General features: G+C 73.5%; 14 protein-coding genes. 4 read left to right on the forward strand and 10 right to left on the reverse strand.

The genetic code is table 11. From position 1 onward, the window contains the following. Positions 1-200 precede the first annotated feature (200 nt). Positions 201-3146 carry an SCO5717 family growth-regulating ATPase gene (locus CP973_RS30985; RefSeq protein ID WP_244410131.1) on the forward strand — a complete coding sequence of 982 codons (2946 nt, stop codon included), beginning with the start codon at positions 201-203 and terminating at the stop codon, positions 3144-3146. A gap of 132 nt (positions 3147-3278) precedes the next feature. Here CP973_RS30985 and CP973_RS30990 read toward each other — a convergent pair whose 3' ends face one another. The 8 genes from CP973_RS30990 to rimP all read right to left on the reverse strand — a co-directional run bounded on the left by CP973_RS30990 (position 3279) and on the right by rimP (position 11721). Then, entirely contained in the window at positions 3279-4229 is a 951-nt protein-coding gene (locus tag CP973_RS30990; RefSeq protein ID WP_150247164.1) for a bifunctional riboflavin kinase/FAD synthetase, read from the reverse strand. A gap of 329 nt (positions 4230-4558) precedes the next feature. Beyond that, positions 4559-5533: a tRNA pseudouridine(55) synthase TruB gene (gene truB, locus CP973_RS30995; protein ID WP_150247165.1), complete on the reverse strand. Its 975-nt coding sequence runs from the start codon at positions 5531-5533 to the stop codon at positions 4559-4561. Then, entirely contained in the window at positions 5533-5979 is a 447-nt protein-coding gene (gene rbfA, locus CP973_RS31000; protein ID WP_030373876.1) for a 30S ribosome-binding factor RbfA, read from the reverse strand. Before rbfA ends, truB begins: the two co-directional genes overlap by 1 nt. A gap of 55 nt (positions 5980-6034) precedes the next feature. Next, positions 6035-6331 carry a DUF503 domain-containing protein gene (locus tag CP973_RS31005; protein WP_150247166.1) on the reverse strand — a complete coding sequence of 99 codons (297 nt, stop codon included), beginning with the start codon at positions 6329-6331 and terminating at the stop codon, positions 6035-6037. 176 nt (positions 6332-6507) lie between these two features. After that, positions 6508-9564 (reverse strand): translation initiation factor IF-2, encoded by a 3057-nt coding sequence (gene infB / locus CP973_RS31010; RefSeq protein ID WP_150247167.1) that lies wholly within the window; start codon positions 9562-9564, stop codon positions 6508-6510. 148 nt (positions 9565-9712) lie between these two features. Next, on the reverse strand, positions 9713-10024 hold the full coding sequence (locus tag CP973_RS31015; RefSeq protein ID WP_003987416.1) for a YlxR family protein: 312 nt from the start codon (positions 10022-10024) through the stop codon (positions 9713-9715). A 168-nt stretch (positions 10025-10192) separates the two neighbouring features. Next, complete coding sequence (gene nusA / locus CP973_RS31020; protein WP_150247168.1) at positions 10193-11185, reverse strand: transcription termination factor NusA; 993 nt, start codon at positions 11183-11185, stop codon at positions 10193-10195. A gap of 2 nt (positions 11186-11187) precedes the next feature. Then, positions 11188-11721: a ribosome maturation factor RimP gene (gene rimP / locus CP973_RS31025; RefSeq protein ID WP_150247169.1), complete on the reverse strand. Its 534-nt coding sequence runs from the start codon at positions 11719-11721 to the stop codon at positions 11188-11190. 118 nt (positions 11722-11839) lie between these two features. Between rimP and CP973_RS31030 the strand changes: the two genes are divergently transcribed. The 3 genes from CP973_RS31030 to CP973_RS31040 all read left to right on the forward strand — a co-directional run bounded on the left by CP973_RS31030 (position 11840) and on the right by CP973_RS31040 (position 14053). Continuing rightward, complete coding sequence (locus tag CP973_RS31030) at positions 11840-12439, forward strand: hypothetical protein (RefSeq protein WP_425282037.1); 600 nt, start codon at positions 11840-11842, stop codon at positions 12437-12439. A gap of 76 nt (positions 12440-12515) precedes the next feature. Then, complete coding sequence (locus tag CP973_RS31035; protein WP_150247170.1) at positions 12516-13025, forward strand: ferritin-like domain-containing protein; 510 nt, start codon at positions 12516-12518, stop codon at positions 13023-13025. 110 nt (positions 13026-13135) lie between these two features. Continuing rightward, positions 13136-14053 (forward strand): aminoglycoside phosphotransferase family protein, encoded by a 918-nt coding sequence (locus tag CP973_RS31040; RefSeq protein ID WP_150247171.1) that lies wholly within the window; start codon positions 13136-13138, stop codon positions 14051-14053. Positions 14054-14186: 133 nt separating this feature from the next. On the opposite strand, the gene CP973_RS31045 is transcribed toward CP973_RS31040, so the two are convergent. Together CP973_RS31045 and CP973_RS31050 are read right to left on the reverse strand one after the other, a co-directional pair. Beyond that, the gene (locus tag CP973_RS31045; RefSeq protein WP_150247172.1) at positions 14187-15887 is read right to left on the reverse strand and encodes a proline--tRNA ligase; all 1701 of its coding nucleotides are present in this window, start codon (positions 15885-15887) and stop codon (positions 14187-14189) included. 112 nt (positions 15888-15999) lie between these two features. Then, positions 16000-16533, reverse strand: coding sequence for a GNAT family N-acetyltransferase (locus CP973_RS31050; protein ID WP_150247173.1), 534 nt, complete (start codon positions 16531-16533; stop codon positions 16000-16002). Positions 16534-16601 lie beyond the last annotated feature (68 nt).

Raw genomic sequence — 16601 nt, forward strand, 5'->3', positions numbered from 1 at the left:
TCGACTGCCGTTCGAGGCCGACTGTTGATTAGGCTGTATTGGAGAGCCGCAGGGGCACACCGACGGCTGCCGATACGGGGATGGAGACAGTTAGTGTTGGCGCTACCCGGGGTGGTGTGGTCCGACGTCCGCTACATCCGATTGATCCGCCTGTATCCGGTCCTGCCGTTCAGGTGCGTTTCAGTACACCAGGAGGCACAGTGAGGGAGCAGGAGGCTTTCCGTCCGGACGGGAACGATCCTGACGACGACCAGTCCGAGTTCGATCTGACGGGTGAATTCAAGATCGATTTTGCGGCTCCGGCCTGGTACGCCAGCAATGACACCAGCGGCGGCGCCTCCACGGCGCCCGCCGCTTCGACACCTCCCGCCGCCACGCCTTCCACGCCGCCCACCGGCGCGCCGCTGACCGGGCCGTCGCAGGCGGGGCCCGCCCAGAGCGCCCCGCAGCAGCCCCAGCAGGGCGCGTCGATGCTGCCTGCCGCGCCGCCCGGGTTCCCGACGCTGCGGCCCGACGCCGACGCCGCCCCGGCGCCCGCGCCCACCACGCCGCCGGTCGCACCCGCGCCCGTCGCGCCCGCGCCCGCGCCCGCGCCGACGGCTCCCGTGACTCCCCCGGCGCCGCCAGCGCCCGTGGCCGAAGCGGCGCCGGAGGCACCCGCCGAGTCCCCGGAGCCCGCGGAGGCGCCGTCGTCCGAGGCGCCCTCCTCCGGGAACGTACGGTCCGGCAGCGGCATCGACCCGTCGGCGTCGCTGTGGGACGACGACCCGGAACCCGAGCCGGAGCCCGAACCGGCCCCCGCGCCCGCTCCGGTGGAGACCGCCCCGGCCGAGGAAGCACCGGCCGCCGACGAGCCGCAGGCGGACGCCGCGGCGCAGTCGGGCGTCCCCGCCGAAGCCGAAGCGCCCGCTCCGGAGTTCACGCCTCAGCCGGCTCCGGAGGCCGAGGCACCGGTCGCCGCGCAGCAGGCACCCGTACAGCAGGTGCCCGCACAGCAGCCCCCTGTACAGCAGCAGCCCGCACCTGACGCGCAGCAGCCGGAGCCCCAGTCCCAGCCTCAGCAGGCCCCGCAGCCGCAGCAGGTTCCCCAGCAGCAGGCGCCCCAGCAGGGTGCGCCTTGGGGTGCTGCCGCCGGGCAGCAGGCAGGTGCGCCTGCGAATCTGCCGCCGCTGCCTCCGGAGTACCAGCCTGCGGACCCGCATGCGGCTCAGGCTCAGCAGCAGCCGTACCAGCAGCAGGCTCCGCAGACCCAGCAGCAGGGGTATGCGCAAGCACAGCCCCAGCAGCAACAACAGCAGTACCCCGGCTACCCCCAGCAGCAGGCACAGCAGCCGCAGGCCCAACAGCCCCAGCCGCCACAGCAGCAGACACCGGTACAGGCCCAGCAGCAGCCCGCGTACGGCTACCCGCAGCCCGCGTACGGGTATCCGCAGCCCCAGCAGGCCGCCCCGGCGCCGCAGCAGACCGACCTCAACTCCGCTGCCGCGCAAGGCGGTTATGGCTACCCGCAACAGGCCCAGCCTCAGCAGCAGACGCCGCAGCAGGCACCCCCGCAGGCCCAGCAGCAGCCCGCGTACGGCTATCCGCAGCAGCAGGGTGGATACGGCTACCCGCAGGCCGCCCAGGGCTACCCGCAACAGGGCGCGCCCGCTCAGCAGCAGTACCCCGGCTACCCGCAGCAGCAGGCACAGCAGCCGCAGGCCCAACAGCCCCAGCCGCCGCAGCAGCAGACACCGCATCAGGCCCAGCCCCAGCAGGCCCAAGCCCAGGTCCCACAACAACAGCAACCGCAGCAGCCGCAGCCTCAGCAGCAGCCGCAAACCCCCACCCCCGTCCAGGGAACCGACCCCAACGCCGCTGCCAACTACGCCCAGTACTCACCGCCGGGCCAGCAGCAGCCGCAGCAGCGGGCCGCCCCCGGCGCGCCCCTGGGCTACAGCGCCGCCGTCGAGCTGACCTCGGACCGGCTGCTGCGCAACCAGCCCAAGAAGAAGTCGAGCGCCAAGGCGCAGCCCTCGCGCTTCAAGCTGGGTGCGAAGAAGGAGGAGCAGGAGCGCCAGCGCAAGCTGGAGCTGATCCGTACGCCGGTGCTCTCCTGCTACCGGATCGCGGTCATCAGCCTCAAGGGCGGCGTCGGCAAGACCACGACGACGACCTCGCTGGGCGCCACGCTCGCCGCCGAGCGCCAGGACAAGATCCTGGCCATCGACGCGAACCCGGACGCCGGCACGCTCGGCCGCCGGGTCCGCCGGGAGACCGGCGCGACCATCCGTGACCTGGTGCAGGCGATCCCGCAGCTGCACAGCTACATGGACATCCGCCGGTTCACCTCGCAGGCGCCGTCCGGCCTGGAGATCCTGGCCAACGACGTGGACCCGGCCGTCTCGACGACGTTCAACGACGACGACTACCGGCGGGCGATCGACGTCCTCGGCAAGCAGTACCCGATCATCCTCACCGACTCGGGCACGGGCCTGCTCTACAGCGCGATGCGCGGGGTGCTGGACCTCGCCGACCAGCTGATCATCATCTCCACGCCGTCGGTGGACGGCGCGAGCAGCGCCAGCACCACGCTGGACTGGCTGTCCGCGCACGGCTACGCCGACCTGGTCCAGCGCGGCATCACGGTGATCTCCGGGGTCCGCGAGACCGGCAAGATGATCAAGATCGACGACATCGTGTCGCACTTCGAGACCCGGTGCCGCGGTGTGGTCGTGGTCCCCTTCGACGAGCACCTGGCCGCCGGTGCCGAGGTCGATCTGGACATGATGCGCCCGAAGACCCGCGAGGCGTACTTCAACCTGGCCGCGCTGGTCGCCGAGGACTTCTCCCGGGCCCAGCAGGCGCAGGGCGTATGGAACGACCCCGCTGCCCAGCAGCAGATGCCGGGCGACCCGAACGCCCAGCAGTACGGGCAGCAGTACGGCCAGCAGGGTTACGCGCAGCCGGGCCAGGAGGCGCAGGGCCAGCCGCCCGCCGGGTACCCGCCGCAGCAGGGCGGGTGGACACAGCAGCCCCAGCACCCCCAGCAGCCGCAGGCCCAGCAGCCGCCGGCCGGCTGGCAGCAGCCGCCCCCGGACGCGCCGCAGATGCCCGGCCAGCCCGGTCTCCAGCCGGGCTGGACGCAGCAGCCTCCGCCGCAGTAGCAGCGGCTGCCGCCGGGCTCCGGACGTCCGGGGCCCGGCGGCGCACACGACGAGGCCCGGCACTCCCCCGAGTGCCGGGCCTCTTCCCGTATGTCGTGGCGCCCGCTGACGGACGCCACCGCCTGCCGTCCGTCAGCCCCCGGCCGAGGCGATCAGCTCGCGCGCTTCCTTCACGTCCACCGCCATCCGCTCCAGCAGCCCGTCGAGCGTCTCGAACTTCTCCTGGCCGCGGATGTACGCGGTGAAGTCGACCGCGACGTGCAGGCCGTACAGGTCCAGCCCGACGCGGTCGATGGCGTACGCCTCGACGGTCCGGGCGGTGCCGTCGAACTGCGGGTTGGTGCCCACCGAGATGGCGGCGGGCATCTTCTCGCCGGCCGCGTGCAGATAGCCCGCGTACACGCCGTCCGCGGGGATCGCGGTGTGCGGCAGGGTCTCCACGTTCGCCGTCGGGTAGCCCAGCTCCCGGCCGCGCTGGGCGCCGCGTACCACCACGCCCTCGACGCGGTGCGGCCGTCCCAGGACCTCCGCCGCGCCCGCGACGTCGCCCTCGGCGACCAGCCGGCGGGTCAGGGTCGAGGAGAACGGCTCGCCGCCGCCCGCCGTGCCCCGCTCGAACAGGTCCACCACCTCGACCTCGTAGTCATAGGTGCCGCCCAGCTCGGCGAGGGTGTCCACGGTGCCCGCGGCCTTGTGCCCGAAGCGGAAGTTCGGCCCCTCGACGACCAGCTTCGCGTGCAGCTTGTCGACCAGGACCTTGACCACGAAGTCGGCCGGGGCCAGCTTCGAGAACTCCTTGGTGAACGGCAGGATCAGCACGGCGTCCACACCGAGGCCCGCCATCAGCTCCGCGCGCCGCTCGTGCGGGGCCAGCAGCGGCGGGTGGGTGCCCGGCCGCACCACCTCGCTGGGGTGCGGGTCGAAGGTGACCACCACGGCCGGCACGCCCAGTTCCCGGGCGCGCGCCACCGTCTTGCCGATGATCAGCTGGTGCCCGCGGTGCACTCCGTCGTAGGAGCCGATGGTGACGACGCTGCGTCCCCAGCCCTCGGGGATGTCCTCCAAGCCACGCCAGCGCTGCACTGTGCCCGCTCCTCGCCAGAACTCTCGTCCGTCACTGCGCCGGAAGAACCCGGTCGGATCCGGGCACCCTCGGCCTTACGCAGGTCTAAGACTGCCATGCCGCGTGCACCGGTTCGCGGGAAGGGTCGCCTCGCTTCTGTGGAGTGCGGCACCCGGCGGCGCCCGGCCGGCCGCCGCGGCCCGCGTTTCACCCGTGCGCCGGAGCGCGGGGCCACCGCCCGCGCCCTGGCGGGTCCCCGCCCGGGGTGGTACGGCGACGGGCGGCGCCATGTGCACGGCACCGCCCGTCGTACTGCCCCGGGCCCGTAACGGCCCGTCCCGGGTCCCCCTTACGGCGCGAAGACCGCCAGGCTCTTCGCCCGGCCGCCCTGGTTCTCCAGCAGCGCCAGGAACGTCCCGTCCGGCGCGAACGCCGCGGCGGGCCGGCCGGCCGCCCCGTCGAACCGCGGCATCGGGATGCGCACCCCGTTGGTCAGCAGCCGTGCCTGGTCCACCGTGACGTCCCAGCGCGGGAAGGCCGCGGCCGCCGCCTCGCCGATCGGCATGACCGGCAGCCCGCCGCCCGTCTCGTCGTCCACGGACTCCTGGAGCTGCTCCAGGGTGCGGGCCCGGTCGAGCTTGTACGGGCCGACCCGGGTGCGCCGCAGCGCGGTCAGGTGGCCGCCGACGCCGAGCGCCTCCCCCAGGTCGCGGGCGAGCGCCCGGATGTACGTACCGGAGGAGCACTCCACCGAGACCAGCAGGTCGGTGACGGGGGTGCCGTCCTCGGCCTCGGTCTCCTCGGCGGAGTAGACGACGAACGAGGAGACCGTCACCGGCCGGGCCGGTATCTCCACGTCCTCGCCCTTGCGGACCCGCGCGTAGGACCGCTTCCCGTCGATCTTGATGGCGCTGACCTTGGACGGGACCTGCATGATCTCGCCGGTCAGCGTGGCCACGCCCGCGTCGATCGCCGCCCGGTCCAGACCGTGCGCGGCCGTGGACGCGGTGATCTCGCCCTCGGCGTCGTCGGTGACCGAGGTCTGGCCCAGGCGGACGGTGCCGACGTACTCCTTCTCGGTCAGCGCGAGGTGTCCGAGCAGCTTCGTGGCGCGCTCGATGCCCAGGACGAGCACGCCGGTCGCCATCGGGTCGAGCGTGCCGGCGTGCCCGACGCGGCGGGTGCGGGCCATGCCCCGCATCTTGGCCACCACGTCGTGCGAGGTGAAGCCGGCCGGCTTGTCGACGATGACCAGGCCGTCCGGCGCCCCCTGCTTGGCGCGGGTGCGCTCCACGCGCCGCGCGCCGGTGTTCTCCCGCTTCATTACGCCGTGGTGTCCTCGTCCTCGTCGCCCGGCTTGCGGTACGGGTCCGCCTCGCCCGCGTACGTGGCGCCCGAGGACGCCTCGCGCACCTTGGCGTCCGAGGCCCGTGCCTTGTCGAGCAGGTCCTCGATCGTCTTGGCGTTCTCCGGCAGCGCGTCCGCGACGAACGTGAGGGTCGGCGTGAACTTCACGCCCGCCGCCCGGCCGACCTCGGAGCGCAGGATGCCCTTGGCGCTCTCCAGCCCGGCCGCCGCGCTGGCCCGGTCCTCGTCGTCGCCGTAGACCGTGTAGAAGACCGTCGCCTCCCGCAGGTCGCCGGTGACCCGGGTGTCCGTGATGGTCACGTGCGAGCCCAGCCGCGGGTCCTTGATGCCGCGCTGCAGCTTCTGGGCGACCACCTCCCGGATGAGGTCCGCCAGCTTCTTCGCCCGCGCATTGTCGGCCACTGGTCCGTCTCCTTCTGTGTCTTTCACCATGGTGCTCGTGGCGCCGACGACCCGCTCAGTCGTCATCGTCGCCGTGGAGCCGCCGGCGTACCGACAGCAGCTCCACTTCGGGCCGTGCGGCGACCATGCGCTCGCAGCGGTCCAGTACGTCTGTGAGGTGCCCCGGGTCCCCGGACACCACCGCCAGCCCGATCCGGGCCCGGCGGTAGAGGTCCTGTTCCCCGACCTCCGCCACGCTGACCGCGTACTTGCGGTGCAGTTCGGCGACGATCGGGCGGACGACGGAGCGCTTCTCCTTCAGCGACCGTACGTCGCCGAGGAGGAGGTCGAAGGACAGCGTCCCTACGTACATGCGGTGCGGGTAAGGCCACCCGTGGGGCACTAGATGCCAGATGTACGAGCCATCCGAACCGTACACGCAACGGCCGGGGCCGATCGACGGAAATATCCGCCGACCGGCCCCGGATCCGCCCGCCACCCGGCCCACCCGTGGGGCGGACCGGGTTACGCGGGCGGTACTGCCTGCGATCAGCCGCGCGGCTTCTCGCGCATCTCGTACGTCGCGATGACGTCGTCGACCTTGATGTCGTTGAAGTTGCCGAGGTTGATACCGCCCTCGAAGCCTTCGCGGATCTCGGTGACGTCGTCCTTGAAGCGGCGCAGACCCTCGATGTTGAGGTTCTCCGCGATGACCTTGCCGTCGCGGACCAGGCGGGCCTTGGTGTTCCGCTTGACCTCGCCGGAGCGGATGATGACACCCGCGATGTTGCCCAGCTTGGACGACTTGAAGACCTCGCGGATCTCCGCCGTACCGAGCTCGACCTCTTCGTACTCCGGCTTGAGCATGCCCTTGAGGGCCGCCTCGATCTCCTCGATCGCCTGGTAGATGACCGAGTAGTAGCGCACGTCCACGCCCTCGCGCTCGGCCATCTGCGTCGCGCGGCCTTCGGCGCGGACGTTGAAGCCGATCACGATCGCGTCGGAGCCGGACGCCAGGTTGATGTCGGACTCCGTGACCGCACCGACGCCGCGGTGCAGGACCCGGATGTCGACCTCCTCGCCGACGTCGAGCTGGAGCAGCGAGGACTCCAGGGCCTCGACCGAACCGGACGCGTCGCCCTTGATGATGAGGTTGAGCTGCTGGACCTCGCCGGCCTTGAGCACCTTGTCCAGGTCCTCCAGCGACACCCGGCGGGTGCGCTTGGCGAACGCGGCGTTGCGCTCACGGGCGGCGCGCTTCTCGGCGATCTGGCGGGCCGTGCGGTCCTCGTCGACGACCAGGAAGTTGTCGCCGGCGCCCGGGACGTTGGTCAGACCCAGGACCAGGACGGGGGTCGACGGACCCGCTTCCTCGACGTTGTTGCCCTTGTCGTCGAGCATCGCCCGGACGCGGCCGTACGCGTCGCCGGCCACCATCGTGTCACCGACGCGCAGCGTGCCGCGCTGGACCAGGACGGTCGCCACGGCGCCGCGGCCGCGGTCGAGGTGGGCCTCGATCGCGATGCCCTGGGCGTCCTGCTCCGGGTTGGCGCGCAGGTCGAGCGCCGCGTCCGCGGTCAGGACCACGGCCTCCAGCAGCTGGTCGATGTTCTGGCCCTGGCGGGCGGAGATGTCGACGAACATCGTGTCGCCGCCGTACTCCTCGGCCACCAGGCCGTACTCGGTCAGCTGGCCGCGCACCTTGGTCGGGTCCGCGCCCTCGACGTCGATCTTGTTGACCGCGACCACGATCGGCACGTCGGCCGCCTTGGCGTGGTTCAGGGCCTCGATCGTCTGCGGCATCACACCGTCGTTGGCCGCCACCACGAGGATCGCGATGTCGGTCGACTTGGCACCGCGGGCACGCATGGCGGTGAACGCCTCGTGACCCGGGGTGTCGATGAAGGTGATGCGCCGCTCTTCGTCGTTGACCTCGGTCGCGACCTGGTAGGCACCGATGTGCTGGGTGATGCCGCCGGCCTCGCCCGCGATGACGTTCGTCTTGCGGATCGCGTCGAGCAGCCGGGTCTTGCCGTGGTCGACGTGACCCATGACGGTCACCACCGGCGGACGGGAGACGAGCATCTCCTCGCCGCCCTCGTTCTCGCCGAACTCGATGTCGAAGGACTCCAGCAGCTCGCGGTCCTCCTCCTCCGGGCTGACGATCTCGACGACGTAGTTCATCTCCTCGCCGAGGAGCGTGAGCGTCTCGTCGGAGACGGACTGCGTCGCGGTGACCATCTCACCCAGGTTCAGCATGACCTGGACGAGCGACGCCGGGTTGGCGTTGATCTTCTCGGCGAAGTCGGTCAGCGAGGCACCGCGCGACAGGCGGACCGTCGCACCGTTGCCGCGGGGCAGCATGACGCCGCCCACCGACGGGGCCTGCATGGCCTCGTACTCCTGACGGCGCTGCCGCTTCGACTTGCGGCCGCGGCGCGCGGGACCGCCGGGACGGCCGAAGGCACCCTGCGTGCCGCCACGGCCACCGGGACCACCCGGACGGCCGCCGAAGCCGGGACGACCGCCGAAGCCGCCGCCACCGCCACCGGGACCGCCGCCACCGGGACGGCCGCCGAAGCCGCCGCCACCGCCCGGTCGGCCACCGCCGCCGGGACGGCCGGCGAAGCCGCCGCCACCCGGGCGACCGCCGCCGCCGGGACGGCCGGCACCGCCGGGACGACCGCCGCCGGGGCCCGGACGCGGGCCGGCGGCCGGGCTCTTCGGCATCATGCCCGGGTTGGGCCGGTTACCGCCGCCGGGACGCGGGCCGCCCTGGCCGGCGCCCTGCGGACGGGGCATGCCGCCCGGGGTCGGACGGGCGCCGCCGGGAGCCTGCGGACGGGGACCGCCCTGGCCACCCTGGCCGCCCTGCGGACGGGGGCCGCCGGGGGCACCCTGGCCGCCGGGGCGCGGCGCGCCGCCGGGACGGGGGGCCTGCGGGCGGGCCATGCCGGTCGAGCCGCCGGAGGTGAAGGGGTTGTTGCCCGGACGCGGGCCGGACGGACGGTTGCCGCCGGGACGCGGGCCGGGACGCTCGGCGCCGGGGCGCGGCGCGTTGCCACGGCCCTGGCCGCCCTGGCCGCCCTGCGGACGGGCCGGACGCGGGCCGGGGGTGCCGGGCTTCGGGGCCGGCGCCGACGGCGGGGCCTGGAACTCGGGCTGCGCGGGCGCGGCCGGCGCAGGCTTGGGCGCCGGGGCCTTGGGGCCCGGCGTGGGACGCGGACCCGGGGTCGGGGCCGGCTTCGAGGACTCGGCGGGAGCCGCCGGGGCCTGGGACTTGGGCGCCTCGGGGGCGGCCGGCGCCGGGGCCGCGGGGCCCGGCTTGGGGGCGCCACCCGGCTTCGGGGCGGCGGGACGTGCGGCCTGCGCCGGGGACGGCGCGGGCTTTGCGGGCGCGCTCTTGCGCGGCGCCGCGGGCTTGCCGGCGGCACGGCCGTTGCCGTTGCCCGCCTGGAAAGCGTCGGTCAGCTTACGAACAACCGGCGCCTCGATCGTCGAGGACGCCGAACGGACGAATTCACCAAGTTCTTGGAGCTTGGCCATGACGACCTTGCTCTCCACTCCGAACTCCTTGGCGAGTTCGTATACCCGGACCTTAGCCACTTCGCTCCTTCTAGGTCCGGGTGTCCACCGGACCGTCGCTACTTCATGGGCGTACTCATCGCGTACTCATCGAGTGCTCATCGCAATCTCGACCTACTTCCGACTCGCGAGGTACCTGACCGCACGGTTTTCCGTGCGCTGTGCTTTCTTACGGTGTTGCCTGATCAACCGGTGCGGCTTGATCAACATGCGCCCGTTCGACGAAGCGGCGCAAGGCCGTCGCATCGAACGGTCCCCGGCCCCGGAAGGCCCGGGGGAAGACCCGGCGGCGGACCGCCAGGTCGAGACAGACCCGTGTCGGGTGCACATAAGCACCCCGGCCGGGCAGCGTACCGCGAGGATCGGGGACGCACTCGCCCTCGATCGCCACGATGCGCAGCAGATCGCCCTTGGCCGCTCGCTCCCGGCACCCCACACAGGTGCGCTCAGGGCATGCGCGGGCATGCGTCCGGCCAGACACTGCTTAAGTCTACCTCCCCGTGACGGACTCACCCCTACGGGGTAATGCCCGAACGGTCGCTCAAAATTCCGGTGGGCCGCCACCGATTTTCGGCTGCGGCCGCACCCTGACGTGCTCCGGACCGCCGGCGGGCGCGGGTGGTGCCCCGCGCCCGCCGGCAGTTCGGGATCAGCCCTGGTCGCCACCCTGGTCGGTGTCCGGGCGGATGTCGATCCGCCAGCCGGTGAGCCGCGCGGCGAGGCGGGCGTTCTGCCCTTCCTTGCCGATGGCCAGCGACAGCTGGTAATCGGGGACGGTCACCCGGGCGGAGCGCGCCGCCAGGTCGACCACCTCGACCTTGCTGACCCGGGCGGGCGACAGGGCGTGCGCCACCAGCTCGGCCGGGTCGTCCGACCAGTCGACGATGTCGATCTTCTCGCCGTGCAGCTCGGCCATGACCGCGCGCACCCGGCCGCCCATCGGGCCGATGCAGGCGCCCTTGGCGTTCAGCCCGGAGCGGGTGGACCGTACGGCGATCTTGGTGCGGTGACCCGCCTCACGGGCGATGGCCGCGATCTCCACCGAACCGTCGGCGATCTCCGGCACCTCCATGGCGAAGAGCTTCTTCACCAGATTGGGGTGGGTGCGCGAGAGCGTCACGGACGGGCCGCGCACGCCCTTGACGACCCGGACCACGTACGAGCGCAGCCGCGTGCCGTGCGCGTACTCCTCGCCGGGGACCTGCTCCTGCACCGGCAGGATGGCCTCCAGCTTGCCGATGTCGACCAGGACGTTCTTGGGGTCCCGGCCCTGCTGGACGACGCCCATGACGACGTCGCCCTCCCGTCCGGCGTACTCGCCGAAGGTGATCTCCTCCTCGGCGTCCCGCAGCCGCTGCAGGATGACCTGCTTGGCGGTGGTCGCCGCGATCCGGCCGAAACCCGACGGGGTGTCGTCGAACTCGCGGGGCTCGGCGCCCTCTTCGAGGTCGGCCGGGTCCTCCTTGGCCCACACCGTCACATGGCCGGTGTCGCGGTTCAGCTCCACCCGTGCGTGGCGGCGGCTTCCCTCGGTGCGGTGGTACGCGATGAGGAGGGCCGACTCGATCGCGGCGACCAGCAGGTCGAACGAGATCTCCTTCTCCCGTACCAGACCCCGCAGGGCACTCATGTCGATGTCCACGGCTACGCCTCCTCCTGGCTCTCGTCGTGCTGCTCGGCGCGGTCGTCGCGCCCCTTGTCCTGCTTGCGGTTGAACTCGATCTCCACGCGCGCCTTGGCGATCTCGGCGAAGGCGACCCGGCGGGCGGTGGGCTTGCGGCCCTTGACGCCCGGGACCTCCAGGTCCAGGCCCTCGTCGTCCACGGCGATGATGCGTGCCACCAGCTCGCCGCCCTCGTGGAGTTGAGCCTTGACGAGGCGGCCGACGGCGCGGCGGTAGTGCCGCGGCTCGGTCAGCGGGCGGTCGGCTCCGGGGGAGGTGACCTCCAGCGTGTACGGGGCGCCGCCCATGGCGTCGGTGTCGTCCAGGACCTGCGACGCCTCGCGGCTGAGCTCGGCGCACTCGTCGAGCTGCACGCCGTCGTCGGAGTCGACCACGATCCTCAGCACACGCCGCTTTCCGGCCGGGGTCACCTCGATCTCTTCCAGATCCAGGTCTCGCGCGGCGACCAGCGGTTCAAGCAGTCCGCGCAGCCTCTCGCTCTGGGTGGTGCTCATCCGGGTGACTCCTCGGCCGCGTGTGCTGTTGTGGGAAGGTCGCGTGTCGGGTCAAAGCCTAGCTGTTCCGGCGGGGTACTGACGATTCGGTGGCGGAGCACGGATACCCTCGCCTGCGGTGATCACTACGGCCGCGCCCACCGAAGACCCCGGGAAGTCACACGTGCACAACGTCGCGCTCACGCGCAGGAGGACCTTGCTGGCCGGCTCCGTGCTCGGCGGCGCCGCACTGCTGCTCACCGGCTGCTCGGAGGATTCCGGGCCCGGCGGGGGCGGGCAGGACGCGGACGCGGCGGCCGCCGCCCGGCTGCGCGGGCAGGCCGCGCGGGACAGCGCCGCGCTGCTCGCGCACTACGACGCGACGCTCGCCGCACACCCCGGGCTGGGCGAGCGGCTGCGGCCGCTGCGCGCCGAAGTGGCCCGCCACGCCGCGGCGTTCGGCGGGGCTGCCCCCGCGCCGTCCGCGTCGGCCACCGCGTCCACGGCGCCCCGTACGGGCGCGTCCGGCACGCCGTCCGCCCCGGCCTCGGCCTCCGCGCCCGCCGTGCCGCCGGACGGGAAGCAGGCGCGCGCGGACCTCGCCGCGGCGGAGCGGCGTACCGCCGACGCCCGGGCCGCGGCCCTGGTGAGCGCGCCGCCGGAGCTGGCCAGGCTGCTGGCGTCGGTGGCGGCGGCGGGCGCGGCGCACGCGTACCTGCTCACGGAGGACGGCGCGTGAGGCGCGCCACGGCGGCGGTGGCACTCATCACGGGCGACAGGCCGGGCCCGGGCCCGGCCGCGGAAGGGGTACGGCGATGCTGACATCCAGGGCGGCGGGCGCGGCGGCGACGGCCGACGGCGCGCGCGGTGCCGAGCTGAAGGCGCTCCAGGCGGCGCTGGCGGCCGAGCACGCCGCCGTCTACGGCTACGGCGTGGTCGGCGGCCGGATCGGCGCCGACCGGCGCGAGGAAGCGCGGGAGGGGTACGACGCGCACCGCGCGCGCCGGGACGCGCTCCGGCGCGGCGTACGTGACCTGGGCGGCACGCCGCAGGCCGCCGCGGCCGCGTACGAGCTGCCCTTCCCGGTGCCGGACGCGGCGGCCGCCGTGCGGCTGGCGGCGGAGTTGGAGGACCGGGTGGCGGCCGTGTACGCCGATCTCGTACGGGCCGGCGGCGCGTCGCGGCGCCGCGACGCGGCCGGGGCGCTGCGGGAGGCCGCGGTGCGGGCGGTGCGCTGGCGCGGCAGCGGCGTAGCCTTCCCTGGGCTCGCCGAGCGGGCCCAGGGCACCGGCGCCCCGTCCGGCGCCGCCGCGGCCGGGCACTGACGCACCGCCCGCGCCCGGGACCCGCCGTCGGATTCCCGCCGTTCGGGCGAACGGACGGCAGACCCCGGGCCCACCGCGTCCAGCACTCCACCGAAAGGGACAGCACAGGCATGGCTACGGCACCCATCGAACCGCCGCAACGGCTGGTGAGCGCGCTCGGCGGCGATCCGGACGGCCCGGCCGGTGCCTGGCTCGACGCGCTGCCCGGCCTCGTACAGCAGCGGCTGGACGCCTGGGAGCTGACGCTGGAGCGGGTGCACGAGCCGGGCGGGCGCAGCAGCCTGCTCGCGTACGTACGGCAGGCCGACGGCACCCCTGCCGCGCTGAAACTCCCCGCGCCCGGCCACGCGCCGGCGCACGAGGGCGCGGCGCTGGAGCAGTGGGACGGCTGGGGCGCGGCCCGGCTGCTGCGCGCCGACGCGGACAGCGGTGCGCTGCTCCTGGAGCGGCTGCGGGGCACGGTGACCCTGCGCTCGCTCCCGGAGGCGAAGGCGCTGCTGGAGGCGGCGGGCACGGTACGGCGGCTGTGGGTGGCGCCGGCCGGGGACCGTCCCTTCGCGACGCTGGCGGGCCGTACGGAGGAGGCCGTCGAGGAGCTGCGGGCTCGCGCGGCGACGACGCCGGCCGCGGGGCCGCTGCTGGACGAGTGCCTGGAGCTGCGCCGGGCGCTGCCCGCCGACGCGCCCGAGGAGGTGCTGCTGCACGGCGCGTTCCGGCAGGGCAAGGTGCTGGCCGGGGGGCGGGCGCCGTGGCTGGCGGTGGGCCCGTCGCCGGTGGTCGGCGAGCGGGCGTACGACCTGGCCTGGCTGGTGCTGGACCGCTTCGAGGACCTGGCGGCCGGTTCGGGGGCCGCGTCGGCGGCCCGCCGCCGGGTGGCCAAGCTGGCGGACTCCCTGGACGTGGACCGGGACCGGCTGCGCAGTTGGACGCTGTACCGCGCGGTGGACGCGGGGGTGCGCGAGCTGACGACGCCGGGCGGGGACGAGCAGCGCGGTGAGCTGCTGCTGGAGTTCGCCACCTGGCTTTAGAGGCGGCGGCTCCAGAGGCGGACGGCTTCGGGTGGACGGCTCCAGGCGGACGGCTTCGGAAGCGGGCAGACGGCCGGGGGGCCGGGCAGGACCGGTTTCCCGGCCTGCCCGGCCCCCGGCCGCTTCGTGTCCGTCAGGCGCTGAGCCGGGCCACGGCCTCCTCGACCGTCAGCTCCTCGCGCTCGCCCGTACGGCGGTCCTTCAGCTCGACGACGCCCTCGGCCGCGCGGCGGCCCGCGACCAGGATCGTCGGGACGCCCAGCAGCTCGGCGTCGGTGAACTTCACGCCCGGCGAGACACCGGCCCGGTCGTCCACCAGGACGCGCAGCCCCGCGGCGCCCAGCTTGTCGCCGACCTCCAGGGCCAGCTCGGTCTGCTTGGCCTTGCCCGCGGCGACCACGTGCACGTCGGCCGGGGCCACCTCGCGCGGCCAGCACAGGCCGGACTCGTCGCAGGTCTGCTCGGCGAGGGCGGCGACGGCGCGGGAGACGCCGATGCCGTACGAGCCCATCGTGACCCGCACCGGCTTGCCGTTCTGGCCGAGCACGTCCAGCTCGAAGGCGTCCGCGTACTTGCGGCCCAGCTGGAAGATGTGGCCGATTTCGATCGCCCGGTCGATGCGCAGGCCGGCGCCGCACTCGGGGCAGGGGTCGCCCGGCTCGACCACCACGACGTCCAGGTACTCGTCGACCTCGAAGTCGCGGCCCGCGACGACGTTGCGGGTGTGCTTGCCGTCCTTGTTGGCGCCGGTCACCCAGGCGGTGCCGGGGGCGACCCGCGGGTCGGCGAGGTACTTGAAGGACTTGCCGGCCAGGCCCTGCGGGCCGACGTAGCCGCGGACCAGGTCCGGGCGGTCGGTGAAGTCCTCGGCGGTGACCAGCTCGACCGTGGCCGGGGCCAGGTGCTCGCCCAGCTTGCCGAGGTCCACCTCGCGGTCGCCCGGGACGCCCACCGCGACGATCTCGCCGTCCACCTTGACGAGGAGGTTCTTGAGAGTGGCGGAGGCCGGGATGCCCAGGTGCTCGGCGAGCGTCTCGATGGTCGGGGTGTCGGGGGTGTCCAGCTCCTCCATCGGGCCGACGCCGGCGGCGTCCGAGGGCTCGACCTTGACCGTGACGGCCTCCGTGTTGGCCGCGTAGTCGCAGGCCGGGCAGTCCACGAAGGTGTCCTCGCCGGCCGCGGCGGGGGCCAGGAACTCCTCGGAGGCCGAGCCGCCCATGGCGCCGGAGACGGCGGAGACGATGCGGTAGTCCAGGCCGAGGCGCCGGAAGATCTTCTGGTACGCCTCGCGGTGCAGGCGGTACGACTCCGCCAGGCCCTCGTCGCTGGTGTCGAAGCTGTACGAGTCCTTCATCTGGAACTCGCGGCCGCGCAGCACGCCGGAGCGGGGGCGCGCCTCGTCCCGGTACTTGGTCTGGATCTGGTACAGCATCACCGGCAGGTCCTTGTAGGACGTGCACTGGTCCTTCACGGTGAGGGTGAAGATCTCCTCGTGGGTGGGCCCGAGCAGGTACTCGGCGCCCTTGCGGTCCTTGAGGCGGAACAGCAGGTCGCCGTACTCCTCCCAGCGCTGGGAGGTCTCGTAGGGCTCCTTGGGCAGCAGCGCCGGGAGCAGGACCTCCTGGGCGCCGATGGCGTCCATCTCCTCGCGCACGATCCGCGAGACGTTCTCCAGCACCTTCTTGCCCAGCGGCAGCCAGGTCCAGATGCCGGCGGCGGTGCGGCGGACGTAGCCGGCGCGCACGAGCAGCTTGTGGCTGGCGGTCTCGGCGTCGGCCGGGTCGTCGCGCAGCGTCTTGATCATCAATCGGGACATGCGCTGGACCTGGGCCATGGTGATTCTCCTGCGTAAGAAAGGTGACTGCCGCGAGGTTATCCGGAGGGGCACGCCCCACGGAAATGGGATGGGCGCCCGCGCCCGGCCGCGGCGCCGCGCGGCGCGCTCCTCAGCGCTTGAGCGGCAGCGGCGCGCCCATGACCGCGTACGGGAGCGGGGCGCTCGGGAACAGGACGCGGCGGGCCAGGTCCTGGTAGCCGAGGGCGCGGTAGAGGCCGCGGGCCGGGCTGTCGGTGTCGATGGCGGACAGGATGCTGCGCGGTTCGACGGCCTCGTCCGTGATGCGGGTGATCAGTTGGCGGCCGATGCGCCGGTTCTGGAAGGCGGGCAGCACATGCAGCTCGGTGATCACGAAGGAGTCGTCGAGCCAGTGGTCCAGGCCGCGGGCGCGCAGATACGGCTCGACGACCGTGGACCACCAGTGCGTGCGGCTGTTGGGCATGCCGTAGACGAAGCCGACCAGCCGTCCGCCGGGCGTGGTGGCGCCGAGGGCGCGGGCGCCGGGGCTGGTCAGATGGCGCAGGACGATGTGGCGGCGGACGCCGATCTCGTCGTCGGTGAGCCCGAAGGCGAGCGCCTGCACGGCGAGGGCGTCGTCCACGCGGACAGCGAGATCCAGGGGGCCGACCGCGACGTCATCCATGGTCGGGAGCGTACAAGGCGCCGGGGCGTAAGACGATCGGCGGGACGGCCCGAGTGGGGCGGCATCCG

Source organism: Streptomyces albofaciens JCM 4342 (genome assembly GCF_008634025.1).
GTDB classification, from domain to species: domain Bacteria; phylum Actinomycetota; class Actinomycetes; order Streptomycetales; family Streptomycetaceae; genus Streptomyces; species Streptomyces albofaciens.